Source organism: Paenibacillus beijingensis, from assembly GCF_000961095.1.
GTDB lineage: Bacteria > Bacillota > Bacilli > Paenibacillales > Paenibacillaceae > Paenibacillus_O > Paenibacillus_O beijingensis.
The window spans coordinates 3507124-3533148 of sequence record NZ_CP011058.1; the positions used below are offsets into that span (position 1 = coordinate 3507124).

The window sequence follows — 26025 nt, forward strand, 5'->3', positions numbered from 1 at the left end:
AGATGGTGGCGATGATTCGTTCCGAATGGTTAAAGCTGCGCAAAACGGTGATCTGGATGCTGGCTGCCGTCAGTCCGATATTGGCGGCGGTAATCGGCGTTCTTGACGTCGATCGAACTCAGGATTCCTCAGCTTGGGTTTACGCGCTTTCGATGATGTCCGTCCTGCACGCGATGCTGTTTCTGCCGCTGCTGACCGGCGTCTATGCGGCGCTCGTTTGCCGATATGAACATATAGGAGGCGGCTGGAAAATGATGCTCGCGCTTCCGGTAACGCGCAGCCAGGTGTTTCTGGTCAAATTCGGGTTTGTTGTACTGCTGCTTGCGGTCACGCAAATTATTTTTCTTGCCGCTTTGCTGCTGATCGGTCTGGCGCTCGGGTTTGCCTTTCCGATCCCGTGGGCGGAGCTGCTTCGTTCGGTAGCGGGAGGCCTGCTGGCCTGTCTGCCGTTGGCCGCTCTGCAGCTCGGCGTGTCGACGGCCTGGTCGAGCTTCGGCGCGCCACTCGCCGTTAATGTCATTTTTACGCTGCCTAACCTGCTCATTGTAAACTCGGAAGATTACGCCCCTTACTACCCTTGGGCGCAGCCGATGCTTGCGATGGTGCCCGGCGGTCCGGATTCGTATGGCGCCTTCAACGTGTCTGCGGAATCGTTATTCGGCATCATTTTGGGCGGATTTGTGCTGTTTATCGTGTCCGGCCTGCTCTATTTCTCGAAGAAAGCGATTTGAACACAGCGCCTTGGGGTCCGAAAGGTGCATGGTTCGTAAGAGAAGTGAAGACAATAATAGGTCCGAGGGTTGCGGCTGCAAGTATAGTCAGGTAAAATAATGGCAGCGATTATTCCCGGTACAAAATATAGACCGATTCAACTCCCTTGTTCTCCGTCCGAGATACGAGGGAGTTCTTTCGTTGCCATGAACAGACCGGATAACGACAAGGGACTCTCCGACGTGGAACTTCTCAGGTGAGATGGTGGCGCAGTGATGAATTTTTTGCTGGATATGAAAACCGTTTTCGTATTGCTTATGATTGGACATCTGTTTACCGTCATTTTGATCAGCGCTTACCGGCGTCAGCATGCGAAAGACAGCACCGTGAACACTTTTTTCGGGGCAAAATTAGCTCAAGCGCTGGCATGGCTGCTCGTCGCGCTGCGCGGCCAAATACCCGACTATCTCTCCGTCTCTGCAGGCAACACGCTTCTGTTTCTCGGGGAGGCGCTGGAAACGGCGGCGCTGCTGAAGCTGCAGGGAGCCTTCAATCAAAAGATCAAACGGATCTACATTATACTGTCCGCCGTCAATTTCGCGGCTTTTCATGCGGTGTTTCTGCTGTACAACGTCGAATACATACGAATTGCAGTCGCTTCGTTCGGCACGGCGGCTTACATTATTATACCTGTGTGGCTGATGATCCGGCGGCGGGATTCCTCATTGCTTAACGTTATGGTCGGGTATTTGTATCTGCTCGTTTTTATATCTCTCATTGGCAGAGGGATCTTAGCGCTTCGGCCGGGTTCCAGCATGGGGTTGTTCACGCCAGACCTGTTTCAGACATTGACGTTTGTGTCCATTTACCTCGTCATGATTTTGGGCAATACCGGTTTTGTGCTCTTGTCCAAGGAACAGGCAGATCGGGAACTGCTGCGGGTGGCCAGCTATGACGATTTGACGGGCACGCTGAACCGCAGAACGTTCATTTTGCGTTCCAGGCAGTGCCTCGCCGATTATGCGCGAAAAAAAGCGCCGGTGTCGCTGCTGCTGTTTGACATCGATCATTTTAAAACGATTAACGATACATACGGTCACAGTGCCGGGGATATGGTGCTGGAGCTTTTGGCGAGCCGCATCCAGGAGCAGCTCGGCGCGGGCGATCTGTTCGGCCGGTACGGAGGCGATGAATTTGCGGTTCTGATGCCCGGCGCCGATGAAACGGCATCTGGCCGGACTGCCGAGCGGATCCGCGAGGTGGTAAGCTCCGTTACGCTGCCGGATATTCCATTAACGTTTACGATCAGCGGGGGGCTCGTCACCGTCGTCCCCGATCAGCGGACGCAGCTTGAGCTGCTGTATACGCTAACCGACAACGCGCTGTACAGCGTGAAAAAGAGCGGGCGAAACGGCGTGCAGCGCAGCCGGCTGCAGCTTGATTCCGGATGATGCCGCTTAATCATCAATGGCGGAAGGTCCCATCGTTGCCTGGCAGGCCAACCGGTAACCAGCCTTAACGTCGTCGGACAATAATTTGCGCTCGCGTTTATTGGCCTCAGTGAGCAAGCCGGCTCCGCTGATTAAGCGTATTTTGCATACGCCGCAGGAGCCTTTTCGGCATTTGTATTTGAGCGGAATACCGTTGTCCAAGCCTGACTCTAATAGATTTTTCCCTGGAATAAAAGATACCTCATAAACATTTCCGTCCTGAATGAGGCGGATGCCCGATATTGCAGTTCTTGATACCGTCTTTGGAATCCCGGGGGGAGTCGACGTTTTATGTTGTTGATTGACAACAACCGAGCTTGGCACTAAAGAGCCGACCGTCAATTTTCGATTCATAATCGGCATCTCCTTTCCAAGTGACAACGAAGTGTTATAAAATGAATGAAACAAGTAAATACTAGTTCAATAGCGAGAAAGGGGGAGAAACGATTGCAGCGAATCGCACAGTTAAGAGATATGTTTACCGTCACCAAAGAGAATATCCAATATTTTATGAACTTGATCAGTCCGATTATTGCAAACGCTGTCGATGAGCATCAACGGATGTACTTTCATCACATTTTCGAAGAAGAAGAACAGCATTTGGAGCGTCTGGAACTATTTCTCCCTAAGTTGGCCGAGCTGGCTATCGTTTCTCCGAACGAAGCTGCCGAGCGCAAATTGATAGGTTTGCTGCAGGATATCAACCTGGAAACGTTCGGGCAGCATAATTTTCTGGAGCACCTTGAACTGATGCTATTCCACTTTACATCCGGCGAGACCAACCAGAAGCTGCACGGAATGATTGACCAAACGAAACGTGATTACCTTATTATAAAAGATATTTTGTTTCAATTGAATGAAGAATTTCTTCCGGAAGCCAATCGTGCCAAAGCATCCGATCATCATGACGTGCACAGCGCGGCTCATCAAAGCCCCGTTTCAGCCGATTTCAATTGGAAGAACGAAGCGCCGGCAAGAAAAGGATTAACGGTTGGCAGCTTGAAAGGAATGAAAAAAGAGCAATTTTTCCGGAGGGTTACGATGGCAAACAAAGTCGATATTTATCCCGACTCCCCGCTAAATGCGGCGCAATGGGAGCAAATGAATGAAACCATTATTGAGGCCGCCCGCAAACAATTGATCGGCAGACGGTTTATCGAAATCTATGGTCCGATCGGAGAAGGCATCCAGTCGATCAATGTCGACATCTTCGACGAACTTCAGGGCGGGGGAATCGACGTTCACGGCAGTAAACTTGAACTTTCCGTCCCAAGCCGGAGAAGGAACTTGACCATACCGATGCTGTACAAAGATTTTACGCTGTATCGAAGAGATTTTGAATTGGCGAAAAGTCTTTCCATCCCGCTTGACTTAAGTCCGGCTGCCAATGCGGCAACGCAGTGCGCAAGACTTGAGGATGAGCTGATCTTCCAAGGCTCGGAAGAATTCGATCTTCCCGGGTTAATGAATGTTAAAGGCCGTCTGACCCACATTATCGAGAATTGGATGGAATCGGGAAAAGCGTTTGAAGATGTCGTAGAGGCAACCCGTAAATTACAGCAGGTGGGACAAACCGGGCCGTACGCGCTTGTGTTGTCGCCCGAATTATACGCATCGTTGCATCGTGTCCATCAAGGAACCAATGTTCTGGAGATCGAGCATGTGAAGGAGCTCGTAACCGACGGCGTATTCCAGTCTCCGTCGCTTAAAGGCCGATCCGGAGTGATGGTCAATACAGGGCGCCACAATTTTGACTTGGTCATCGCCGAGGATTTCGACAGCGCCTTCCTTGATTCGGAACATTTGAATTTTCTGTTCCGGGTTTATGAGACGATCGTGCTCCGCATCAAGCGGCCAATTGCGATTTGTACGTTTGAAGAAGCTTAAGTTTTGCATGCTCTCCTTTGTGGAGGGCATGCTTTTTATTTTTCTTGAATAATAACAGGAAGAAAATCATAAGTTAAGCACTGAGATGAGAATTTTGGGAATGAGAATCATTCTTGACAAATGCGACCGCCTTATACTATGATGGTCTCAAGATAATGAGAATCATTATCGCGAAGAAACGATCAAACTGCTGCTGTATTTCTGTTGTTCTTGCTCTTCTTTGCTTGTTTCGTACTGGGATATTTGAACTTCAACAGGAATTAACTGCATAAGATGGAGGCTATTATGATTACGTCAATTAATGGTTTGCAGGATATTCATACCGTGATACGAAATGAGCGAAAAGTCGGGGGAGCAGTAGAGGCAGAGCGAATCCGCTTATGTTCTGGCGAAGAATATGCTTATCCTGTCATAACAAGCGTGGATACCGATGGAAAAACAATCTATTCGATCGGTTTTTTTACCAATGACGGAACACGAATTATCGCAAATATAAGTGAGGTCGCCCAGATCTCCCAGCCGTCGCATAAATGGCTAAAGGATTTGGTCAATACAAATTATAAGTCGTTCAAGATCGGTCAGAAAGTAAACTATTTGCTTCGGCTTTGTGAACTGAACGAGGGAAGCGCAACTTCGATTTTTCGAGCGGAAGTGGAAAGAATCGTGGAAGATATCGGTGCAGATTCGATTGCGCATGTGAAAAATGCGCATCCAATCCTGCAGCATTCCGCCAAAATACTGCCGATGCGCATCGCCTAAGAACTAAAATCGGGAGCAAGATGCTGTCCCGTTTCATAAGCTTCAAAACAACGAACCGGTCAAAGGCTGATCTTGACCGGTTCGTTTGCTTGGAGAGTAGAAATTCAGCCCGGGGTTTTCCGGCCGAACATGACAACGAAGTTGAAATATTTGTACATACAGTCCACATCCGCAAAACCGGCTTCCTTCAGCCAACTTAGCTGCTCGTCCAAAGGCGACATTTTATCCAGCTTCGTCCGTTCATAGGCGGACAGGATCGCTTTTTCGGGCAGCCCGCTGCGTTCGACCTTTTGCTTCCAATCCTCCTTATAAAGCGTCTCCAGATACGGAGTGCTTCCGAGAACCTGGTCCGCATTAACCATTACCCCGTCGTCATTCAGGAGCGAGTAGATCTTCTTGTACAACGCCTTTTTTTCGATGTCCGTCAAATGATGAATGGAGAGGGACGAAATGACGATGTCGAAAGAACCGCTATAATCGTGCGTTGTGTAATCATCTGCGATGTAAGTCACATTTGGGCGATCGTTAAAGCGTTTTTTAGCGACCTCCAGCATTTTCTCTGAAATATCGATAAGCGTCACATTGGCCTCAGGATATTTCTCCAGCAGAAAGGCTGAAAAAAGTCCCGTCCCGGCGCCGATATCCAATATGGTCGGCGAATCTTTCGCCGTCGCGGCCAGCGATACCGCAATGTTGTAAAAATCGTCGAAGCAAGGGATCAGTTTTTTTCGCTGAAAGTCGTAGTCAAGCGCAATTTCATCAAATCGGGCGATTACGTTATGCCGGCCGTTGTCCATGTTCAATCTCCTCCGCTTAAAGTAATTTCCTTTCATTCCCTGTCATTATCATAACAAAAGGAATCGTTATTAAACAAATATATAATATTTATCTTATTTATAGTTTCTTTCTATAAATGGGATTTATTCGCTTGCGCATGCCGCAATGGTTTACTATAGTGACAGGACGGATGAAAACCGCCGACGCTGACTTGAGGTTTACATATATTTCAGGAGGACAACAGCAATGTATCGTATCTTGATCGTAGAGGATGATGAGAAGATCGGCGCGCTGCTTCAAAGCTATATTTGCAAATACGGCTTCGAGGCGATCATCGCCAAACGGCTGAACAAGTTGAACGCGGAGTTTGAAGAAACGGCTCCGCATTTGGTGCTGATGGACATCAACCTGCCTTTTTTCGACGGCTTTTATTGGTGCCGCCAGTTTCGCGTCCGCTCGAATGCGCCCGTTATCTTTATTTCCGCGCGGGCGGGGGAGATGGATCAGGTGATGGCGATCGAAAACGGAGGCGACGATTATTTGACGAAGCCGATTCATCTGGACCTGATGATCGCCAAAATCAAAAGCGCGCTTCGCCGCGCTTACGGCGAATATGCGTCGGCTTCGGCGGCCGGCAAAGCGGCCGGGCCGTCCTGCGGCGGCCTCCGTCTCGACAACGGGCGCAGCCATCTCGAGTGGTCGGACCGCCTTGTAGAGCTGACCCGCAACGAGCGGCTGCTGGCGGAATGTCTGCTGGAAGCGGAAGGTCGGATTGTTTCCCGCGAACGGCTGCTGGAAGCGCTCTGGGACGATGTTCAGTTCGTCGACGACAATACGCTGACGGTGAACGTGACCCGGCTGCGCAAAAAAATGGAGGAGCTCGGGCTTTCGGAAGCGCTCGAAACGGTGCGCGGACAAGGGTACCGGCTGCGGACGGAAACGTTGGCGGACAGGACGGTATGAGGAGCGGATGGACGTATGTGCTGGACAGGCTTTTTTACATCGTCTCTTTTCTGGCTGCAATCGGAGTCGGGTGTCTCATCTGGATATTGGACCGAACCGCTGCGCGGACAAGGGTACCGGCTGCGGACGGAAACGTTGGCGGACAGGACGGTATGAGGAGCGGATGGACGTATGTGCTGGACAGGCTTTTTTACATCGTCTCTTTTCTGGCTGCAATCGGAGTCGGGTGTCTCATCTGGATATTGGACCGAACCGCTGCGGGCAGCGGCTATTACGGGTGGACACTGCTTTATTTTGTGCTGCTGTCCGTTTTTGCGCTCGTGCTTTTTCTGGCGGCGGATTACGCCCGCCACAAACGTTATTTGCGCCAGCTGCAGGCGGCGCTTGCGCAGGCGGGCGATCCGCAAGCTCTGCAGCAGCTGAACGCGGGCGTCACGCGTGAGCAGCGCGCCGTGCAGGAGTTGCTTGCCGCCCGCCATCTGGCCTATCACAATGCGCTGGATGCATACAAGAAACGACAGGAGTTTCACCATCATTTTATCCATCAATGGGTTCACCAGATGAAGACGCCTGTTTCGGTCATCGATCTGATCGCGCAGCAGGAGAGCGGCGGCGGGCTGTCCGGAGCGGAAGCGAAGGCGTTGCTGCTGAGCGTCGGCGAAGAGGCGGAACGGCTCGCACGAGGGCTGGAGCAAATGCTGAACACGGCCCGCCTGGACAAATTCGAGCTCGATCTGCATCCGAAGCGGCTAGCGCTGCACGAGGCGGCGCGCAGCTGCATCAATACGCATAAGCGGCTTCTTATTCGCGGGAGCATTTTTCCGCAGGTGGAGGGCGAGGCTTGGGCGGAAACGGACGAGAAATGGCTGGCTTTCATTCTGAACCAGCTGATCGCGAACGCCATCAAATATTCCCGTCCGAAACCGGGCAGCAAGCGGCTGACAGTAAAAGTCGGGCACGCTCTGAACGGCGTCGCGACGGTGACCGTGCAGGATGAGGGCATCGGCATCCCGTCCCAAGACTTGCCGCGCGTGTTCGATCCGTTCTTTACGGGCGAGAACGGCCGCTCCAGCGAGGAGTCCACCGGGATGGGATTGTATCTTGTTCAGCAGGTGTGCCTGAAGCTCGGCCACCGGATCCGGATCGAATCGGCGGAGGGACGGGGAACGGCGGTGACCGTTGAAATAAGCGGCGGCGGAATTCACGGGATGGCGCGGGAGATGCAAACTTTTGCGGAAGAACGGTGAATGGTGAATGGGGAACGGAATGTCGGCGTAATTTTTCAAGGTTGCGCTTAAGGGTGTAAGGTACGGTGCTGTAAAGGTGACAACATTGTAAGGTTAGGGGCTCCGAATGAAAGGCAAATCGATGGGTAGAGGCTTCTATTCCGTTTATACTTGACATTAAGCTACTCCATTCGGAAAGGAAGTACCGCTCTTATGAATGTTTTGAACGTACAAGGCGTCGGCAAAATTTACAGTACGCAAGGGAATGTGAATTACAAAGCACTGGATGGAATCGATCTGCGGGTGGATGCGGGCGAATTCGTCGGGGTAATGGGACCGTCGGGAAGCGGCAAAACGACGCTGCTCAATATGCTGGCTACAATCGATAAGCCGACAACCGGATCGATCGAAATTAACGGAGTGAACCCGTCCATGCTGGGGGAGAAAAAGCTGGCGCTGTTCCGGCGCCGCGAGCTCGGCTTCGTATTCCAGGATTTCAACCTGCTCGACACACTCAGCATAAAAGAAAATATTGTACTGCCGCTCGTGCTGGACGGCCTTCCGCCGAAACGGATCGAAGAAGCGCTGGCGCCGTGCGCCGAGCTGCTTGGCATCACCGCCATTCTCGGCAAACGTCCCTATGAGGTGTCGGGCGGGCAGAAGCAGCGCGCGGCGATCGCCCGGGCCATCATTCACAAGCCGGCGCTGCTGCTGGCCGATGAGCTGACCGGCAATCTCGATTCCAAGGCGGCCAAGGATGTGATGGAATCACTCCAAGATATGAACGAAAAGTTTGGAGCGACGGTGCTAATGGTCACCCACGACCCGTTCTCGGCCAGCTACTGCCGGCGGATCGTGTTCATCAAGGACGGCCGTTTCTTCTCGGAGATTCGCCGCGGGACGAACCGGCAGACGTTTTTCCAGCAAATATTGGACGCGCTGAGCGTGTTGGGAGGGAATTTCGATGACGTTCCGTTCGCTCGCGCTTAGCAACATCAAAGGGAATCTGCGGACATACAGCGCTTTTTTTCTCAGCAGCGTGTTCTCGGTTCTCATCTTTTACTTGTACGCGGCGTTCCTGTTTCACCCCGACATCGTGAACGGCAACATTGCGGCGGCGGGCAAAGTGACGACGATGATGCAGGTGTGCGAATATTTGATCGTCATCTTCTCGTTCTTCTTTGTGCTCTATTCCAATTCGGCTTTTTTGAAAACACGGACGAAGGAGTTCGGACTGCTGACGCTCTTTGGCACGACTCGCGGCCAGCTGCGCATAATGGTGCTCTATGAGAGCGCTGCCCTGGCCGTCGTTTCAATCGCAGCCGGAATCGGTCTCGGCATGCTGCTGAGCAAGCTGTTTTTCATGGGGCTTGGCGTACTGCTGAATTCGGACGTTTCCATCCTTTTCGCGGTACCTATGAAAGCGGTCTGGCTTACGGCGGGCGGATTTTTTCTGCTGTTCATGCTCATATCGTCGGCAACGGTCCTCCGTGTCGGGCGGAAGCAAATTATCGATCTGCTTCAGGAAGCGCGCAAGCCGAAGCAGCCGCCCACTTTCTCGCCGCTGTTGTCGCTGCTCGCCTGCGTATGCCTTGCGGCCGGGTATACGATGGCGCTCAAGATGACGATGATGAATTTCACTTTGTTTGCGCTCCCGGTAATCGGGCTTGTGACGCTTGGGTCTTATTTTTTGTTCACCCAGCTCAGCGTCGCCCTGATCCGGCTGCTTCAGCGCAGCACTCGCTTTTTCTACAACCGCACCAACCTTATTACCGTATCCCAGCTCGCGTTTAAAATGAAAGACAATGCCCGAATTTTGTTTGCCGTATCGATTATGAGCGCGGTGATGGTGACGGCCGTCGGCTCGGTTTACTCGATCCAGAAAGTGAGCCGGGATCAGCTGCTCGAGCACGTCCCTTATACGGTCGGTTTTTTGGAACGCGGCCTGAACACGCATGAAGTTGCCGATCCGCAGGAGGTAAGGTCGGTTATCGCCGCATCGGGGGAGATGCTCGAAGCGGAGGCCCGGGTTGTCGGCATCGCCGCAGCAAAGGTCCGGATTCAGCAGACGAAAGGCAAAACGGCAAATTTCCCCGAACGTTCGGCGATGGCGATCTCACAGACGGATTATAATGCGCAGGCGCAGCGGCTGGGCAAAAAGCCGGTTAAACTTGAAGACGGCCATGCCGTATATGTGCTGCCTTACAAAGAAATGAATACCGGCGGCAGCGGCAAGGGCGGCGTTATCGAAGCGGTTATCAACGGCAGCCCGGTGAAACTGAGCCTGGACGATTACGCGTACGGCGCGGTGCTCAGTCCTGTCGCAGAAGCGACTTATCTGATCGTGGCGAGCGACAAGCAGTTTATGGAATGGGACCGGCAGACGCCGGCGGAGCGGAAGCTTGTTGCGTACGGCTACGAGATTCGCGGCTGGGAACAGGCTCTGCCGGCCGTACAGAAGATTGAACAGCTCATTCCGGCAGATAAAAAGGCTCAGGCCCAGACGTACCGGGTCAGCTCATATATCGAAACCCAGCAGTCGATATCGCTCGCGTTGTTCATCGGCATGTTCATCAGTCTGCTGTTTTTCATCGCGGCGGGCAGCATGATTTATTTCAAGCTGTTTACCGAGCTGCAGGAAGACCGGGCGCAGTTCAAGGCGCTTGCGCGGATCGGAATGACGGCCGGGGAGATCCGGCGCATCGTCGCCACCCAGGTCGGGATGGTTTTCTTCGTCCCCTGTCTGGTCGGAATCGGGCACAGCCTGTTCGCGCTGAAGGCGCTCGGCGATTTGCTGGCGGCGCCGGTGTGGATGTACGGGCTGCTCGTCATCGGTATTTATGTTGTCATGCAAACCGTATATTTTCTTTTTTCATGCTCCACGTATATTCACAGTATAAGACGCGGGACGGCCGGCTGATTAGCCGGTCTTTTTTTTTGTTGCCCAAGGCTTCAGAGCCGGAAAAGAAAACAGGATTTAACGAAGCGGCGGACTCTGCCCGGAATTCAAGCGGGGAGAGATCGCCGATTTTTCTTGTTCTCCCATCCACATTCGAACGGCTTTTTTCTTCGTCTCTTCTCTAAAGGACTGAACGTTTGTCTCTTTTAATCCGCGCTGCCGATAAGCCAAATGTTGACACATTCTTTCTCTTTGAGTCTTCGCGTAAATTTTGCCTTATCCACTTGTGTAAAGTACATGTTCCTTTATGGAAAAAAAGTTATTGAATGTACCAGATCGTCGAACAGGCGGGTCCGAAAATCAATGAACAAATGAAGCCGCGCTGGATTCAAGGCAATCCGCCGGATGTCGTCTACATCGATGGAGACGGTACATTTACAGAATCGCTGTTAGTTAAAAATCAGCAGCTGATGGATATTACCGATTGGGTCAAGACAGCCAAAAACGTCGATGGAGAAGTGATCAAGGATCAATTGATCGGTCAACCGAAGCTGTATGACGGTAAGAGTTACGCCATTCCGCTCGTTTTCGGAGTGTTCGGCTTGTGGTATGACAAAGCGCTTTTCAAAGAAAAGGGTTGGGCCGTACCTACGGATTGGACCAGCTTTTTGGAAGCCAACAAACAAGGCTTGGCATTCGGGGTTAAACCTATTATTCATCAAGGCCAATATCCGTACTATTTCATTCGCAACTTCATGAGACAAGGATTTGTTACGGCTACCCCGAAAATTACTATTAGCTCAGACCCAAAAATGGCAGCACGAAACTAAGCCCAGCTTTTATGGTTTTTAAAAACTGTGCTTCTTCGCAATTTTGAGACATTGAAACGCTAAGAGGCCTCCGAATTAAAGAGGGCTACCTGAAAACCAAGATTCTCAAGCTTTCGTACGGCTTGTCTCACGATCGCTTCTTGTTGTCGCTGTTCAAAATAATGACTTCCTAAATCTTTGTAATCTTCTTTTCGTGTAAGAACGTAATAAACAATGGTCATGATGGAGTGCGCGACGGCTACGGCTGCTCGGTGTCTGCCTTTTCGGGCGGCAATGCGTCTGTACTGTGCTCCTAGGTAGTTGTCGGATCTGCATACGGAATGGGCGACTTCAATCAGTGCCGCTCGGAGATATTTGTTGCCTTTGCGAGTTTTTGAGGATTTTCGTTTTCCGGCACTTTCATTCTGCCCTGGAACTAGGCCCGCCCATGAACAGAGATTAGGGGCGGATGGGAAGCGCGAACCGACATCAGTCCCAACTTCGGCAAGGATTTGTTCTGCGGTTCGTCGGCCGATCCCTGGAATGGTATCTAGACGTTCAATGTCTTGCTGAAAAGGGTCGAGCCGTTTGGCTACCTCCGTATCCAGTTCGAGAATCTGCTCATTCAGAAAATCGACGTGTGTGAGCATCGTTTTCAGCATGATCCGTTGGTGGGCACTCATGTTGCCGCGTAAGGCCAATTCCAACTCTTCCTTCTTTTTCTTCAGAGTTCGTCGCGCGAAAGCTGCCAGCTTTTCGGGATCTTCTTCTCCCTCGATCATGGCCCCCATCATATCGCGGCTGCTCACGCCCATAATGTCGGAGACAACAGCAGCGAGCTTAATGTTGGCGCCTTCAAGGACCTTCTGAACCCGGTTATGTTCACGAGAGCGTTCCTGCATCAGGCTGCGACGGTAACGGACTAATTCGCGGAGTTCGCGTTGGTTACGGTCCGGAATGTAGCTGGGTTTGAGCAGTCCATGACGCAGAAGGTTACAGATCCACTCGGCATCTTTCACATCCGTCTTCCTGCCGGGAACAGCTTTAATGTGCTGTGCGTTTACGACGAGGAATTGAATCTCCTCGGCTTCAAGCAGGTTGACGATTGGTTTCCAGTAAACACCGGTACTCTCCATGGCCACGTGCGTACAGCGATGCTGCTTGATCCAGTCGATTAAATCCAGCAGGAACACCGTATGCGTACGAAAGGTCTTAATCTCCTTTCCTTCGGGAGTCATGACGCAAGCGGTAATGGACTTCTTGTGAACATCCAAACCGCAAGCGCGCTCGATGAGGACATCCATAACATTCACCTTTCTACGGCAATTGAAATTGAGGACTGGTGCAACAACCAGAAAGGATTACTCTACCCCGCGTGCTTCCCAAAAGGAGCGACATACCGTGGTGCACCGTGATCGTCGTAGTCAGACTAACGGATGGGTTCGCGACACCATAGCTTAACGACCTTCCTCACCAGCCGTAAGAATAGTATAGAACGCCGCACCAAAATTTTCATTACTCTGTGGTGCCCCGAGAGGGGCATGGATGGCTAACGGGGACAATCCGGCGATTCTGGACGACATTAACAATTTGAAGGAAGGTGTCTTCAAGAGCGCACCGGTCATGGCTACATTGGACAAAGTCGAATCCTTGAACAAACTGGGCTATATTAACAAGGCAGCATTGGCTTTGAATCATACGGACTCCCAAAATCAGTGGTTGCAGCACAAGGCAATCTTCATTCCGTCCGGACTTTGGCTGGAAAATGAAATGAAAAAGACGGCTCCTGCAGGCTTCGAATATGGATTCATTCCTTCTGTTACTCAAGATAAAGGTGGAAAATATGTTGCCGTCCCTTATACGAACGAAATAGGGATCGCGAAGTACGCCAAAAATGTCGAAGCTGCAAAAGCATTTTTACAATTCGTCTTCACGAAAAAGGCTGCCATTAACTGGGCTGAAAAAACAGGCGCGTTAATGAATTATAAAGTTGATTTGGCTTCCACTCAAGCGAGCGGAGCCGTGAAAAGCGCCATGACCTACTTGAACTCGCCGGATACAATTGTTACTTCTACGGACAGCACGTTTGACCAGGATGTAGAGAAGGCTATGGAAGACGCAACAGCGGCCTTGCTTGGTGAGAAGATTACGAAAGAGGAATGGTCGGATCGAATGGAAAAAGCAGCAGCAGCAGCGCGGAAAAAATGAGCTAGGGGGGGAGCTTTCCCCCCTTTCTATTGATAGGATGGTGGTAATATGAACACTCAGAAGAAGAGCTTGTCCTCAAAAGGGCAATATCTTTTGTTTATCGGTGTTTTTATCGTTCCGACATTTTTGCTGTTTGGGCTGTTTACGTTGTACCCGATGGTAAAAGGGATGTATATCAGTTTGTTTGATTGGACAGGCAGTGCTTCGAATATGAAATTTGTCGGGCTGGATAACTATCGCAAATTGTTCGAGGATGCGATCATTCCGCGCACGATTTACCACGATTATTTTTTGGTGTTCTGGAAAGTCATTTTCATTATGTTGATCGCGATATTTTTTGCCGTCGGATGCGTCTACCATTGGTGTCATGATATTGGTTGTATCCCTGATTACGACCGTTATTATCAATAGGCTCATGAAAAAAGAAGTGGTTCAATGGTAGGAATGGGGGATTTCCATGTTTAAGCTAATCGCGAGGGCGCTGCTTTTCTGTTGGGCGATGTTTGTTCTGTATCCATTGTTTTGGACAGTCGCTACTTCATTGAAAAGGACGCAGCAATTCAATTTGGGAAAACCCTGGGATTTGCCTCAATGGCCTTTACAATTTATTAATTTTGCAACAGCCTGGCAAAAATCGCATTTTGGAGACTATTTCATCAATACCACTTTGATCGTTATCTCTGCGGTGATTATCTCCCTTTTGCTTTCCTCGACATCGGCCTTTATGATAACACGACATCCTTTCAAGGGCAGTCGTATGTTATTTATGGTATATCTCGACGATGATGATTCCAACCATTTTAGGGTTGATTCCTTTATTTTTCCTCATGTCGACCTTAGGTTTGACAGATTCCTTGATCGGTTTGACGATTGTGTATTGCGGTCATTCAGATTCCGTTTGGGATTTTTATTTTATCTGGCTTTTTCCAAGCACTTCCCAAAGAACTTGAGGATGCGGCTACAATCGACGGCTGCGGAATATTCGGCACTTTCTTCAAAATCATGCTGCCGCTGTCCCGATCCGGTTTAATTACCGTAGGCATAATGAACGCACTTACTTACTGGAACGAGTACATCATTTCGATGACTCTTATAAGCTCCCCGGGAAAATATACGGTGTCATTAGGTCTTGTTTTCATGCAAGGAGAGATGCAATACAGTGTCGATTGGGGAATCCTGTTCGCGGGATTGGTTATTTCGGTTATTCCCGTGTTTCTACTCTACACTTTTTTTCAACGACAAATTAGAGAAGGACTGACAGCTGGGGCGCTTAAAGGGTAAATATTGCTGAGGGCTTCGTTCCGAATATTAAGAGAATGTGATGTTAGCCGCCGGACTTTTATCGTGCGTCCTCTGCACATAAAGGTCCCGATTTCATTGGTTTCTGCACTCTCCCGTATACCTGTCTACTCTTGCAACCTAGCGGAATCAGGCGTTTCTACTCGGACAATCATCCAAGAGGGACGGATCTCCCATTCATATGATGAATAGAAAGATATGGAAAGGAGATTCATCGATATGAGTGAAATTCAAGGCCGGCAGCTCGCCAGCAAATGGGCCAAGACGGCGGCGCTGCTTTCCCACCCCAGGATTGCTTCCCATATTCCGCCCACTCGGATGTTTAACGGGGATAATCTGCGCAGCATGCTTCGGGTGCACGGAATGGTCGTCATCAAGCCGGTGAAAGGCGCAGGCGGACACGGTGTTATGAAGGTAACGTCCAGCGGAAGCGGATTCTCGTATACCTACTATTCGCGGACCCGGCATTTTAACAGTTTTCAAGGGCTTTTGCAGGCATTAAAGAAGGAACAGAAGGGCCGCCGGTATTTGATCCAGAAAGGAATTCGTCTCGCGGCAATAAGCGGACGGCCGATTGACTACCGGGTAAAATATGTGAAGACGGATACGGGCTGGCAAATCCGCTCGATGGTCGGACGGGTGGCAAGGCCGGGCCTGTTCGTGACCAATTTATGCCGCGGAGGAAGCATGCTGACTGCAGCGCAAGGAATCAGCCGTTCATTGTCGGGGGCGATGGTCACCCGCAAAAAACGGGAGATGAGAGAGCTGACACGAGTGTCTACGGCGGTACTGGAAGGGAAATTTCACGGAATCGGCCAGCTCGGCTTCGACTATGGCATCGACCGGAGCGGGAAAGTCTGGATTTTTGAAGTGAATACGCGTCCGCAGTAAAGGATAGGTAAGAAATAGAACCTAAAGAGAACAAAAATTCAAAAAATTTTTTGACCAAATTCGACATTAAATCCGGCTGTGCATAACTCTATCCACACTATCCCCATCTAAAACCCTCATTTTTCGACTCCTACCCACATATTGTACACACCTTGTCCACGACTGGCTGTGGATAACAGAACGCTTGTTCCGGTGATTAAGGGCATGTTAAGATGGGTTAGGAAGAATTAGGCAATATAGATGAAAGGAGTGTGAGGGATGGAGTTGCTGTCTGATGAGCTGTTGGTGGAAACGTATTTAGCGGCTGTGCAGTTCAATCTGGACCCTGAATTTATCGAGATGTTGATCGGTGAATTAAAGCGCAGACAGATCAACCCGGACAAAATTCGACTCGGTGCATAACGATCAAACGTTCAGGTTCGGTGATTCCCATTCGGCAACCGACACTTCATAGCTGCGGTTACACCCGGAACAATATACAATATGTTCACAATATAATTCCGTTCGGTTGAATAAAGGTTCCGTTGAAACGGGACTGTAGGGAGCATAAGGACCGCTCCAGTCCGCAATCCGACCGCAATCGTCCGCTTCGCAGCGGCAGTGCGGGCAGGGCACGTTGAGCAGTCGAATTCCATTGCAAACGGGACATAACATAAAAAAGGGTATCCTCCTTGCCTGCGGCCGCCGTCGCTTTAACGACTTCGAGCCGGTGATTCGAGCGCAAGGTTAGGATACCCTCTTTTGTTTCATTTAACCGACTTGCTAAAGCTTCATGTTGCTGCTGTGGCCCGGAGACAGCTTGGCGCCCGGATCGAAATAAACTTTGGCGTTGTTGACGGCGGTTGGCGCTTCGCCGAACCCGACTGCGATCAGCTTCACTTTGCCGGGATAAGTTGTGATATCGCCTGCCGCAAAGATGCCCGGGATGCTGGATTCCATCCGGGAGTCGACAACGATTGATCCGTGGTCGATGTTCAGACCCCACTCGGTGATCGGACCGAGCGACGAGACGAAGCCGAAATTGACAATGACGGCGTCAACGTCAAGCTTTACTTCTTCTTTCGTTTTGACGTTGCGCAGGGTGACGCTCTCGATTTGGCTTTCGCCTTCAAGCGCTGCGATTTCCGTCGGAACGACAACGTTTACTTTCGATTTCATCAGGTTTTCCACGCTGTGCTCGTGTGCCCGGAATTTGTCCCGGCGGTGAATGAGCGTTACGCTTTCCGCGATCGGCTCCAGCATGAGCGCCCAGTCGACTGCGGAATCGCCGCCGCCGCTGATCAGCACTTTCTGCCCATTGAACTGATGCAGGTCGCTCACAAAATAATGCAGGTTTTTCTTTTCGTATTTCGCCGCTTCCGGCAGCTCCAGACGGCGGGGTTCAAACGCACCGACGCCGGCCGTAATGATGACCGAACGCGCGAAGTGGACCGCTTTGTCCGTACGGATCTCAAACAGGCGCTCCTCACGCTTGATCAGCTCGACCACTTTCTCCTCCAGACAAACTTCCTGCGAGAAGTGACTCAGCTGCTTCTGCAGCGAATCGACCAATTCCTGAGCCGTCACTTTCGGAAATCCGGACGAAAAAGCCCTCCCAAACAACTAATTAGATTTTTATTATAACGTTTCTTGCGAAAGGAGGGAAATAACCTTTTTGTATGTTCTTCTAAAGTTTTTCGTATAAATGCACCTTGAACTTTATGCCAAAAATTTGTATCATTTCAGAAGTACTGGGGGATTCTCTCGATTCTGACCGGTGCGACCTGTTTGCAGGGCCTTTATTTTTTATTTCTAAAAATTTGTTTTCTAGCAGGGTTTGTGTAATTTTTCACAAACTTTTTTGTTCATTCGGACGTCTTTCGGAAGGATGAAATCATACACAAAACCGGCAATAACGATACTTAAATAGAGACGGAATGGATGGGATTTTTTATGAGCAATATACCGAAAATCGTTATATTGGGGGCGGGCTACGGAGGCGTGCTGACGGCGCTGAAGCTTCAGAAGCAGCTGAACTACAATGAAGCGGACGTAACGCTTGTCAACAAGCATGATTACCATTATATTACAACGCACCTTCATATGCCCGCAGCCGGTACCGACAACCCGGAAAATGCCCGCGTAAATATTTCCAAATTGATCGATGAGTTCAAAATCGATTTTGTCAAATCGACCGTGGTGCAGATCCGCGTTCAGGATAAAAAGGTCATTCTCGAAGACGGAACGTTATCGTACGACTATCTGGTCATCAGTCTGGGCGGGGAGCCGGAAACGTTCGGCATTCCCGGATTGGCTGAGCATGCGATGAATATTCGCAGCATCAACTCCGTCCGTCTCATCCGCGAGCATATCGAGTATCAGTTCGCCCGCTTTAAACGCGAGCCGCACCGCATTGATTATTTGACGTTTGTGGTGGGTGGAGCGGGCTTCACCGGCATCGAATTTATCGGGGAGCTGTCCGACCGCATCCCGGAGCTGTGCAAGGAATTTGACGTTGACCGCTCGCTGGTGAAAATTTATAACATCGAAGCCGCGCCGACCGCGCTGCCGGGCTTCGATCCCGAGCTTGTCCAATACGCGATGGATGTGCTGACGAAAAAAGGCGTTATTTTCAAAATCGGCACGGCGATCAAAGAGTGCACGCAGAGCGGCGTCATCGTCGGAGACGGCGAGGAAATCCGCTCCAAGACGGTCATCTGGACCGGCGGCATCCGCGGCAGCCGCCTCATCGAGGAAGCCGGTTTTGAAACGATGCGCGGCCGTGTTAAGATTGACGACTTCTTGCGCGCCCCGAGCCACGAGCAAGTCTATATTATCGGCGACAGCTCGCTGATGATGAACGAGGAAGGACGCCCGTATCCGCCGACGGCGCAAATCGCGATGCAGCAGGGCGTGACGTGCGCGCACAACCTGGTTGCTTCCATCCGCAACCAGCCGCTGAAGACGTTTCAATTCAGCAACAAAGGAACGGTCGCCTCGCTCGGCAAGGGCGAAGCGATCGGCATCGCGTTCGGCAAGAAGTATAAAGGACGCAAGGCGGCTTGGCTGAAAAAGCTGATCGACCTGCGCTACCTGTTCATTATCGGCGGCATTCCGCTCGTGCTGCGCAAAGGAAAGATTCTGTAATGCGGCACTGCAGCGTGCAAGTGCGGGGGCTGCTGACGCGGGATGAGCTGGACCGCTACAACGCCTTGATGGAGGTCGGATCGTTTCTGGAATCCCAGAACCGTTACGATTTGGCGTATACGGTCCAGCAGGAGGTTGACCGATTGATTCAGCCGGCGATCGAACGGCTGAAGGACAAAGGCCGCGAGCGCGACCGGGCGACGCAGGAATATTTGGAATCGAAGCGGCTGCAATTGGTTGAGGACGACGAGGAGGAGTGAAAAAGGGGGCGCTGCGGCTGACTTGATCTTCCGATCGCTCGCGGGGAGAGAAATGCGGTGAAGAAAGGTCGCTGCGCGGCTGACTTGTCTTACGGTCGCTGTCCTGGGGAGAAAGTGCGGTGAATTAAGGCCGCTGCGCGGCTGACTTGATCTTCCGATCGCTGTTGTAGTCGGATCCTTTGATTATATAACCCTTAGCAGGGTTACGATCCTCCTACAAAGGCGAACGCTGGCACTTCTCCAGATCAAGTCAGCCGCTCCGCTCTCCTTTTTCACGGTGAAGGAGCAGATGTGGCTGCGCGAGTGTTGCGCTTGCTGTCTGAACCGACCAAAGGTATAAGATTGTCTGAACAGCTGCGATGTCTAGAAAAGCCATGAAAAAAACATCTTGCCCTCAGCGCGGCAAGATGTTTTTTTCATATGTTTGAGGTGACTTAAATCGGTTAGACCCGCAGCAATTCGGCGAATTTGCCTCCGTCCAGCAAATTGCCGACGTAAAACTCGCCGAATTCGCCGTAGCGGGCGCTCACTTCATCAAAGCGCATTTCATACACTAGCTTCTTGAACTGCAGCGCGTCGTCCGCAAACAGCGTCACGCCCCATTCCCAGTTGTCGAAGCCGACGGAGCCGGTAATGATCTGCTTGACTTTGCCGGCGTAGCTGCGGCCGATCATGCCGTGGCTGCGCATCATCGCTTTCCGCTCGTCCATGCTGAGCATATACCAGTTGTCGTTGCCTTCGCGCCGTTTGTTCATCGGATAGAAACAAATATGGTTCGCTTTCGGCATCGTCGGCTTCAGGCGGGCGACGATATCGGGATTATCCAGCGGGTCGCTGCCCGGCTTCGCCATATAGTTGCTCAGCTCCACGACGCTGACGTAGGAGTGGGCCGGCTTCGTAAACGCCGCGAACGACGTTTTGTTGAAGGCCGTCTCTATCGCATTCAGATCCTCCAGCGTTTCGCGCAGGAACATCAGCACATAATCGGCTTTTTGGCCGACGATGGAATAGAAGGCCGTGCTGCCGTTTTTGTCCGCCTCTTCGCGGCTCCATACTTGAAGAAGCGATTGAAGCTCATCCAAAGCTTGTGCGCGCTCGGATTCGGCAGCCGCCTTCCAAGCCGCCCAATCGATGCTGCGGAAGTCGTGCAGCGCGTACCAGCCTTCCAATGTTTGTGCCGCTTCGCTCATTGAGATTCCTCCTTTATAATGGGGAAGGGTTCCCTCCCCTGATCTGCAATGTATATCATTGTAGCGTAACCGCTCCGATTAGAGCAAATGACGGATTTATGACCGCGTATGAGAGCGGGCGGGAATAAACAATGCGGAGAGGAAATCGGAAATTGACTTCGGCAGGACCTTCTACTACACTAAAAGCAAATGATAAAAACAGCGCGAGCAATGCGTCGTCATGCCTTACAACATCCAATGTTAAGCGCTTACAAACGAGGTTCGGAATCAGTTGGGAATAAAAGCCGGCTATCGGCAGCGTTATCCTTTTACCGGCTATAGGCGGCAAGCGGACCTATCCGCGCAGCAATCATCTGTTTCCCCACCGAAAAAGCTTCGCCTGAGCGGGCGGGTTTGAATCTGGATAAGCAGCGAAGGGTGCGGTGAAACGAGCGGAGTGGCTGACTTGTGACTGGAGAAGCGTCAGCGTTCGCCTTTGTTCTCGGATTTCTACCGTTGATAAATTCGAATCAGAAATCTGAGAACAACAGCGATCGGAAGCACAAGTCAGCCGCGAAGCGGCCTTACTTCACCGCACTTTTCATATTCTCAAACCCGCCCGCGCAGCGACTGCTTTTTCACCACTTCACGATTAAAGGAGGATGGCGGGCATGCTTCAAGTTGCCGTGGCGGTTGTGCTGTTCTGTGTGATGATGTTCGGGATCGGCTTTATCTTAAATATGCTGATGAAGACGACCTGGTTTCCGATCTATCTGTTTCTGGTCGTCATCGTGCCTCTGGGCGTTTGGGCCACATGGGATCACAACAAATCCGCTCTTGCCAATTTTACATCCTTTACGATCGTAGATTTGCTGCCCGTCATCGGCGCGATTATCGGCGCTTATATGAGCGGATGGGCGATTCGTGCGCTGCGGCGCGGCGGGTATAAAATGTTTTGACATGGCGGGTGCCGGGGTCATGTCTTTTTTTTGATCCCGCTTCCAATTTGTCGTTCCTTGTCATAACCGGTCCAACTTATGATAAACTAATAGAAAGATAGAAGAGGGATGGAGTAGGTAACATGAAAATCGGTAATCGGCTGCAGTTCACGGAGCATCATCGTTTCTACTTGTACCGGGACTTCTCGCTGAGTGCCCTTGACCATAAAATGCTTACGCTAATCTATCAGCCTATGATCGGCGCTTTTGCCGCCTCGCTCTACCAGCTTCTCTATTTCCAGGTGGCGGAAGGTTTTACCGGCTATTCGCCGCTGGAGCCGCAGCGGAAGCTGTTTCTCGGGCTGGGGCTGGAGATGAATGAGCGGGGCAGAGCTTTCTTGGCGGATCAGGCATCGGCGCTGGAAGCGGTCGGACTTCTGCAGACGTCTCGTCTCAGCGTTCCGGAAAACGACGACGTCGTCTATGAATATGAGCTGGCCGCTCCGCTGACGCCGGCGGAGTTTTTCCGGAATCAGCACCTGAGCATGCTGCTGCGGGACAAGGTCGGCAAATTTGCGGTCATTTCGCTGCGGGAGGCGTTCTTCGTCCGCGAGCCGGATGAGCTGGCCGGGGCAGAGCTGCAAAAGGAAAATATTTCCGTGCCCTTCTACGAGCTGTTCCGGCTTAATACGCAGGTGGTTGATTATGAGCTTGAGCAGGCGCTGACGGAGGTGGCTCCTTCCCGCCCGGCCGCTGCGCCTGCGGGACCGCTGCCGAGCGAGACGGCGGGCATTCCTTACGGGGAAATTCTGCTCCGTTTCCCGCGCCATTCCGGCAACCGCGCTTATGTGGAACGGCTGCGCGGCGACAAGGATGCGTTGGCACAGCTGAACTACGTCGCGTATAAGTACAGCCTGAACGCTGCCGATATTAGCCGGCTGCTGGACGAGGACGGCGTCTTCGGCTCCCGCGGGGAGCTGCTCATTGACGAGCTGCAGCTGAAGGCCGGGCAGCTGTACCGTCAGGACCGCAAACGGGAATCCGAACGGGAACGCCACCTTGCGCGGGCGGCTGCGATGAGCCACGAAGGCGGCGCCGCCGAGCCGCTTGAGGAATACGCTGTGGAAGCGAAGGATTATATGGAAGTGCCTCCGCGGCTCGCGGGGCGCTGCGATATTCACCAGTACAATATGCTGATGCGCAACGAGCCGCATACGAAGTTTTTGCAGCGGTTTTTTCCCGGGGCCGTACCGGAATGGATAGAGCGCACGTACGAACGGATCGATCTCAATTACCGTCTTCCCGCACCGGTTATTAATGTCCTGATCCATTATGTGCTCGGGATGAACGAATCGAAGCGGGTAACGAAAACATTCATCGAAGCGGTTGTGTCCAACATGCTCGTTCAGCAGGTGGATACTTTCGAGAAGGCGGTGATGTACGTCCGCGAGCAGGTGCAGATGGAAAAGGAGAAGCAGCTCCGCAAGCAATCGCCGGCAGGCGGCGGCGCGGCCGGGGCGCGAGGCGCGAGAAGCGGGGGTGCCAGAGGCTCTGCCCGCGGCGGTCTGTCGCGCAAGCCGGTCATCCCGATCGTGCAGGAGAAGACGTCCTCCTCTGCGGCGATTACGCCGGAGGAGCTGGAAGAGATGCGCCGGCTGGCCCGCAAGCTGGACGGCAACAACTAGCGGCTATTCGAGCAAGCTGAGGGCTTGCGCTATTATATTTAAGCCATGGACGGCGGCGTATGGAAGGAGGCCGCCGTCCTTTGCGTCAGAGGGGAGAGACGCCGGTGGAATCGCTTGGCGAATTGCTGAAGATGTGGCCCCGGGGCGGCGAAATGACGGTGCGCGCAGAGCAGAAGGCGGCACAGCTGCTGGAGGAACCGCTCGTTATCCGGCTGAGGCAGAAATATCCGGAGCTGGACGAATCGATGATCCGGCTGAACCTGAACGTGGTCTACCAATATGTGAAGGAGCACCGGAACTGCGCCGATTGCCCGGGGCTGGACCGGTGTCCGAACGATTATGAGGGACACTATACGATGCTTTCCTGCAGCGGGGAGTCCGGAAGCGCGCAGCTGATCGACCGCAAGGCGGAGTGCCGCAAATTTATCGCGCGCCGCAATGAAGAGCAGATCCGCAGACGGATCCGCAGTTTCTATGTAAGCGAGAAGACGCTGCAGCGGGCTTATTCCGCCGACGAGATTTTGACCAAGGACTTGGAGCGGGCGCCGGCGGTGATGAAGGTGCTGCGGTACATCGAACGGACGAAGGAGCAGGGGTTGCAGGCCGACGGGCTCTATTTGGCCGGACGGTTCGGCACCGGCAAAACGTTTTTGATGGGCTATTTGCTCGGAGAACTGGCCAAATCCGGCTATTCCGGCGTCATCGTATATATGCCGGATTTTGTGGAGGATTTGAAATCGATGCTGGGAGAGCCGGGCAAGCTGAAGGAAACGGTGGACTTGATGAAAGAGGCCGACCTGCTCGTCTTCGACGACATCGGGGCGGAAAATTTAAATCCGTGGGTGCGCGACCATGTGATGGGTTCGATTTTGAATTACCGGATGGAGCGCAAGCCGACTTTTTACACGTCCAACCATGAACTGGATGATCTCGAACGCCATTTCAGCTTTACGAGCAAGGATGGGGAAGAATTCCACAAGGGCCAGCGGCTGATGGACCGGATCCGTCCGTTCGTGGAAGTGGTCATGGTAACCGGAGAGAACAAACGCGGCCGCAGTTAGCGCCGTCTTTATGCAAGAGGATCTGTATGTTCAGATCCTCTTTTTCCAGTACCTTATATTGAAAGTTTCAAAAGTGCACGTTCATATTTCCTCAGTTCATTCCTCTGCTCATGTTACCTTATTACTAAATTCACGGAGGAACACTCCAAGAGCAGTATAGCGCAAAGAATTATTTTTATTTGATTAACCTAATCTGCATGTATTACGATTTCAACCGATGAATTGTCTTTAGCTGTAAAAACAAAATCAAGTCCTGAAATGTCGTCAGGTAAAGGTGGAGTCACAACAAAGTTAAAAGATGAATGTCCGGTGGAACCACTTCCTCTATCCATCCGACAATGATACTGAGCGCCTATATCTAGTTTTAAAAAATGGTGTTGAGGCCGTTCACCAGGTCCATCGCTAGTAGGGTCCCAATCTATAGACAAATTTACAACACTCGCATTCGTATATTGCCGTATAGAGGTTACGGAATATATATATTGCTCCCGTTCGATTGCTTTTAGGACCTGTACATGCTTTCTGAACCCTGTTGGTTCCACAACAGGTCGGAACTGTTCTTCATTTTCCAATACTCCAAAAACGGCATATAAAAAATCGTCGAGCAGGTCATACGCTCTTGCCCACTTAGAGATATATTCAAGAGGTGGAAAACCGGGGTTTTTATTTGTAGCAACCCGGCGTTGGTTTAACAAGGCACAAATTTGCTCGTCAATTTGTGATGCTCGTTCATCATAATGTTCGTTTGGACGTTTAAATGGCAAACGTTTCATGCTAATCCCTCCTCGCTTCAAGTTGTGATCATTCAACTAATTTAAAATGGTTTAGGAACATTTTACCATTTTATTTTTCGTTCCTGGTTGTTCGATGAAAAAAGGATCCTTGACATTTATGTTGAAAATTAGCAGTGTCGATTGATTTCGCTCATCAGGCCCGTTAATTATGTTCATTTGGAGGAGATCCGTCTGGTTTATGTAAATCCGTCCCAATATCCCGTTCCAGAGCTGCAGCCTTACGCGACCCGCAATGGGAGCGAGCTTTATTATCGGTATTACCCCAGTGCGGCTGAAACGGCACCCGTGATTATTCTTCTTCATGGAATATCCGAAGACAGCAAATATTTATACCCTTACGCGCAAAAAGTTTCATCGACTGGACTCGCCCACGTTTATACGCCTGATCTTCGAGGCTACGGTCCGAGAGCCGCACGCCTTGGCGACGTCGATTATATCGGCCAGTTAGAGGATGATCTCGCGGATCTAATCCCGCACATTAAAGCCGAGCTCTCTCATGTCAAACAAATCGTGATGGCCGGTCACTCAGCCGGGGGCGGCACCGCGATCCGCTTCGCCGGGAGCCGGTATGCCGACCTCGTCGACTCGTATTTGCTGCTTGCGCCGCACCTGGGTCCGGGCAACCCGACGGAGCGCCCGGCAAACGGCCACCGCAAGCTCCATATGGGAAGGGTGATCATCCTCAGCCTGCTCGATTCGCTCGGCATCAAGGGCTGGCACGGACTCACGGCCATGGAGCTGTACAAGCGTCCGGAGGAGCTGCACGATGGAATGGCTGCAAAGCTCAGCTTTCGGCTTCTGCTGTCACGCTCGCCGATGAAGTACAGACGCAGCCTGATGAAGCTGACGAAGCCGACTCTTGTGCTGGTCGGGGCTGAAGACGAAGTCTTTTATGCTGATCGCTATGAGCCGCTGCTTGGGAAGTATACGAAAGCGCAGCTTCACATCGTTCCCGGTTCGAATCATGACGGTCTGCTCGACAATCCGATCGCTTATGCGCATACCGCCAATTGGCTGCAATCAAACTTGCTGGGACAATCCGCATTTTCACAAATCGCCAATCCGTAATTCGC

At 51.6% G+C, this 26025-nt stretch carries 25 protein-coding genes and 2 pseudogenes; 21 read left to right on the forward strand and 6 right to left on the reverse strand.

Going from position 1 to position 26025, the window contains the following annotated elements; translation table 11 throughout:
* Positions 1–2: 2 nt before the first annotated feature.
* Positions 3–731, forward strand: coding sequence for an ABC transporter permease (locus VN24_RS15895; RefSeq protein WP_045671192.1), 729 nt, complete (start codon positions 3–5; stop codon positions 729–731).
* Between the two features lie 255 nt (positions 732–986).
* Positions 987–2162: a GGDEF domain-containing protein gene (locus VN24_RS15900; RefSeq protein WP_045671193.1), complete on the forward strand. Its 1176-nt coding sequence runs from the start codon at positions 987–989 to the stop codon at positions 2160–2162.
* Positions 2163–2168: 6 nt separating this feature from the next.
* Here the strand turns inward: VN24_RS15900 and VN24_RS15905 are convergent, their stop codons facing one another.
* Positions 2169–2555 (reverse strand): 2Fe-2S iron-sulfur cluster-binding protein, encoded by a 387-nt coding sequence (locus tag VN24_RS15905; protein ID WP_052702992.1) that lies wholly within the window; start codon positions 2553–2555, stop codon positions 2169–2171.
* A gap of 45 nt (positions 2556–2600) precedes the next feature.
* Here VN24_RS15905 and VN24_RS28220 point away from each other — a divergent pair.
* The 3 genes and pseudogenes from VN24_RS28220 to VN24_RS15915 all read left to right on the forward strand — a co-directional run.
* A pseudogene (locus VN24_RS28220) lies at positions 2601–3194 on the forward strand (IMEF encapsulin system ferritin-like cargo protein); the annotation flags it as partial.
* 48 nt (positions 3195–3242) lie between these two features.
* A complete protein-coding gene (locus tag VN24_RS28225) occupies positions 3243–4088 on the forward strand; it encodes a family 1 encapsulin nanocompartment shell protein (RefSeq protein ID WP_045673370.1) in 846 nt (281 codons plus the stop codon).
* 273 nt (positions 4089–4361) lie between these two features.
* Positions 4362–4847, forward strand: a complete 486-nt coding sequence (locus VN24_RS15915) for a hypothetical protein (RefSeq protein ID WP_148505258.1) — start codon at positions 4362–4364, stop codon at positions 4845–4847.
* Positions 4848–4951: 104 nt separating this feature from the next.
* On the opposite strand, the gene VN24_RS15920 is transcribed toward VN24_RS15915, so the two are convergent.
* Positions 4952–5644 (reverse strand): class I SAM-dependent methyltransferase, encoded by a 693-nt coding sequence (locus VN24_RS15920; protein ID WP_045671195.1) that lies wholly within the window; start codon positions 5642–5644, stop codon positions 4952–4954.
* A 226-nt stretch (positions 5645–5870) separates the two neighbouring features.
* On the opposite strand from VN24_RS15920, the gene VN24_RS15925 reads away from it, so the two are divergent.
* The 5 genes from VN24_RS15925 to VN24_RS15945 all read left to right on the forward strand — a co-directional run bounded on the left by VN24_RS15925 (position 5871) and on the right by VN24_RS15945 (position 11542).
* Positions 5871–6587 carry a response regulator transcription factor gene (locus VN24_RS15925; RefSeq protein ID WP_045671196.1) on the forward strand — a complete coding sequence of 239 codons (717 nt, stop codon included), beginning with the start codon at positions 5871–5873 and terminating at the stop codon, positions 6585–6587.
* The gene (locus tag VN24_RS15930) at positions 6584–7834 is read left to right on the forward strand and encodes a sensor histidine kinase (RefSeq protein ID WP_148505259.1); all 1251 of its coding nucleotides are present in this window, start codon (positions 6584–6586) and stop codon (positions 7832–7834) included. The genes VN24_RS15925 and VN24_RS15930 overlap by 4 nt, the downstream gene beginning before the upstream one ends.
* A 192-nt stretch (positions 7835–8026) precedes the next feature.
* Positions 8027–8803 carry an ABC transporter ATP-binding protein gene (locus tag VN24_RS15935; protein WP_045671197.1) on the forward strand — a complete coding sequence of 259 codons (777 nt, stop codon included), beginning with the start codon at positions 8027–8029 and terminating at the stop codon, positions 8801–8803.
* Positions 8778–10733 (forward strand): FtsX-like permease family protein, encoded by a 1956-nt coding sequence (locus VN24_RS15940; RefSeq protein WP_045671198.1) that lies wholly within the window; start codon positions 8778–8780, stop codon positions 10731–10733. The genes VN24_RS15935 and VN24_RS15940 overlap by 26 nt, the downstream gene beginning before the upstream one ends.
* A gap of 305 nt (positions 10734–11038) precedes the next feature.
* Positions 11039–11542, forward strand: a complete 504-nt coding sequence (locus tag VN24_RS15945; protein WP_052702993.1) for an extracellular solute-binding protein — start codon at positions 11039–11041, stop codon at positions 11540–11542.
* Positions 11543–11601: 59 nt separating this feature from the next.
* Here VN24_RS15945 and VN24_RS15950 read toward each other — a convergent pair whose 3' ends face one another.
* Entirely contained in the window at positions 11602–12825 is a 1224-nt protein-coding gene (locus VN24_RS15950) for an IS110 family RNA-guided transposase (RefSeq protein WP_045671199.1), read from the reverse strand.
* A gap of 241 nt (positions 12826–13066) precedes the next feature.
* On the opposite strand from VN24_RS15950, the gene VN24_RS15955 reads away from it, so the two are divergent.
* The 5 genes from VN24_RS15955 (at position 13067) to sda (ending at position 16321) form a co-directional block, all read left to right on the forward strand.
* Positions 13067–13729 carry an extracellular solute-binding protein gene (locus VN24_RS15955; RefSeq protein ID WP_052702994.1) on the forward strand — a complete coding sequence of 221 codons (663 nt, stop codon included), beginning with the start codon at positions 13067–13069 and terminating at the stop codon, positions 13727–13729.
* Positions 13730–13777: 48 nt separating this feature from the next.
* Entirely contained in the window at positions 13778–14140 is a 363-nt protein-coding gene (locus VN24_RS15960; RefSeq protein WP_045671200.1) for a sugar ABC transporter permease, read from the forward strand.
* Between the two features lie 459 nt (positions 14141–14599).
* Complete coding sequence (locus tag VN24_RS28230) at positions 14600–15010, forward strand: carbohydrate ABC transporter permease (RefSeq protein ID WP_238590710.1); 411 nt, start codon at positions 14600–14602, stop codon at positions 15008–15010.
* 237 nt (positions 15011–15247) lie between these two features.
* Positions 15248–15919: a YheC/YheD family protein gene (locus VN24_RS15970; RefSeq protein WP_193790073.1), complete on the forward strand. Its 672-nt coding sequence runs from the start codon at positions 15248–15250 to the stop codon at positions 15917–15919.
* A 258-nt stretch (positions 15920–16177) separates the two neighbouring features.
* Complete coding sequence (gene sda / locus VN24_RS15975; RefSeq protein ID WP_045671201.1) at positions 16178–16321, forward strand: sporulation histidine kinase inhibitor Sda; 144 nt, start codon at positions 16178–16180, stop codon at positions 16319–16321.
* A 360-nt stretch (positions 16322–16681) separates the two neighbouring features.
* Here sda and VN24_RS15985 read toward each other — a convergent pair.
* Positions 16682–17500, reverse strand: a pseudogene (locus VN24_RS15985) (NAD(P)/FAD-dependent oxidoreductase); the annotation flags it as partial.
* A 351-nt stretch (positions 17501–17851) separates the two neighbouring features.
* Between VN24_RS15985 and VN24_RS15990 the strand changes: the two are divergent.
* Both VN24_RS15990 and VN24_RS15995 read left to right on the forward strand, forming a co-directional pair.
* Positions 17852–19045, forward strand: a complete 1194-nt coding sequence (locus tag VN24_RS15990; protein WP_045673375.1) for an NAD(P)/FAD-dependent oxidoreductase — start codon at positions 17852–17854, stop codon at positions 19043–19045.
* Positions 19045–19305 carry a hypothetical protein gene (locus tag VN24_RS15995; protein WP_045671203.1) on the forward strand — a complete coding sequence of 87 codons (261 nt, stop codon included), beginning with the start codon at positions 19045–19047 and terminating at the stop codon, positions 19303–19305. Before VN24_RS15990 ends, VN24_RS15995 begins: the two co-directional genes overlap by 1 nt.
* A 443-nt stretch (positions 19306–19748) precedes the next feature.
* On the opposite strand, the gene hemQ is transcribed toward VN24_RS15995, so the two are convergent.
* A complete protein-coding gene (hemQ, locus tag VN24_RS16000; RefSeq protein WP_045671204.1) occupies positions 19749–20495 on the reverse strand; it encodes a hydrogen peroxide-dependent heme synthase in 747 nt (248 codons plus the stop codon).
* A gap of 650 nt (positions 20496–21145) precedes the next feature.
* Between hemQ and VN24_RS16005 the strand changes: the two genes are divergently transcribed.
* The 3 genes from VN24_RS16005 (at position 21146) to dnaI (ending at position 24158) form a co-directional block, all read left to right on the forward strand.
* Positions 21146–21433: a YuiB family protein gene (locus VN24_RS16005; RefSeq protein ID WP_082083796.1), complete on the forward strand. Its 288-nt coding sequence runs from the start codon at positions 21146–21148 to the stop codon at positions 21431–21433.
* Positions 21434–21555: 122 nt separating this feature from the next.
* A complete protein-coding gene (locus VN24_RS16010) occupies positions 21556–23097 on the forward strand; it encodes a replication initiation and membrane attachment family protein (protein WP_045671206.1) in 1542 nt (513 codons plus the stop codon).
* A 104-nt stretch (positions 23098–23201) separates the two neighbouring features.
* Positions 23202–24158 carry a primosomal protein DnaI gene (dnaI, locus tag VN24_RS16015; RefSeq protein ID WP_045673376.1) on the forward strand — a complete coding sequence of 319 codons (957 nt, stop codon included), beginning with the start codon at positions 23202–23204 and terminating at the stop codon, positions 24156–24158.
* A 188-nt stretch (positions 24159–24346) separates the two neighbouring features.
* Here dnaI and VN24_RS16020 read toward each other — a convergent pair whose 3' ends face one another.
* A complete protein-coding gene (locus VN24_RS16020) occupies positions 24347–24931 on the reverse strand; it encodes a hypothetical protein (RefSeq protein ID WP_045671207.1) in 585 nt (194 codons plus the stop codon).
* Positions 24932–25072: 141 nt separating this feature from the next.
* Here VN24_RS16020 and VN24_RS16025 point away from each other — a divergent pair, with 141 nt between their 5' ends.
* Complete coding sequence (locus tag VN24_RS16025; protein ID WP_052702995.1) at positions 25073–26020, forward strand: alpha/beta hydrolase; 948 nt, start codon at positions 25073–25075, stop codon at positions 26018–26020.
* The last annotated feature ends 5 nt before the right edge of the window (positions 26021–26025 follow it).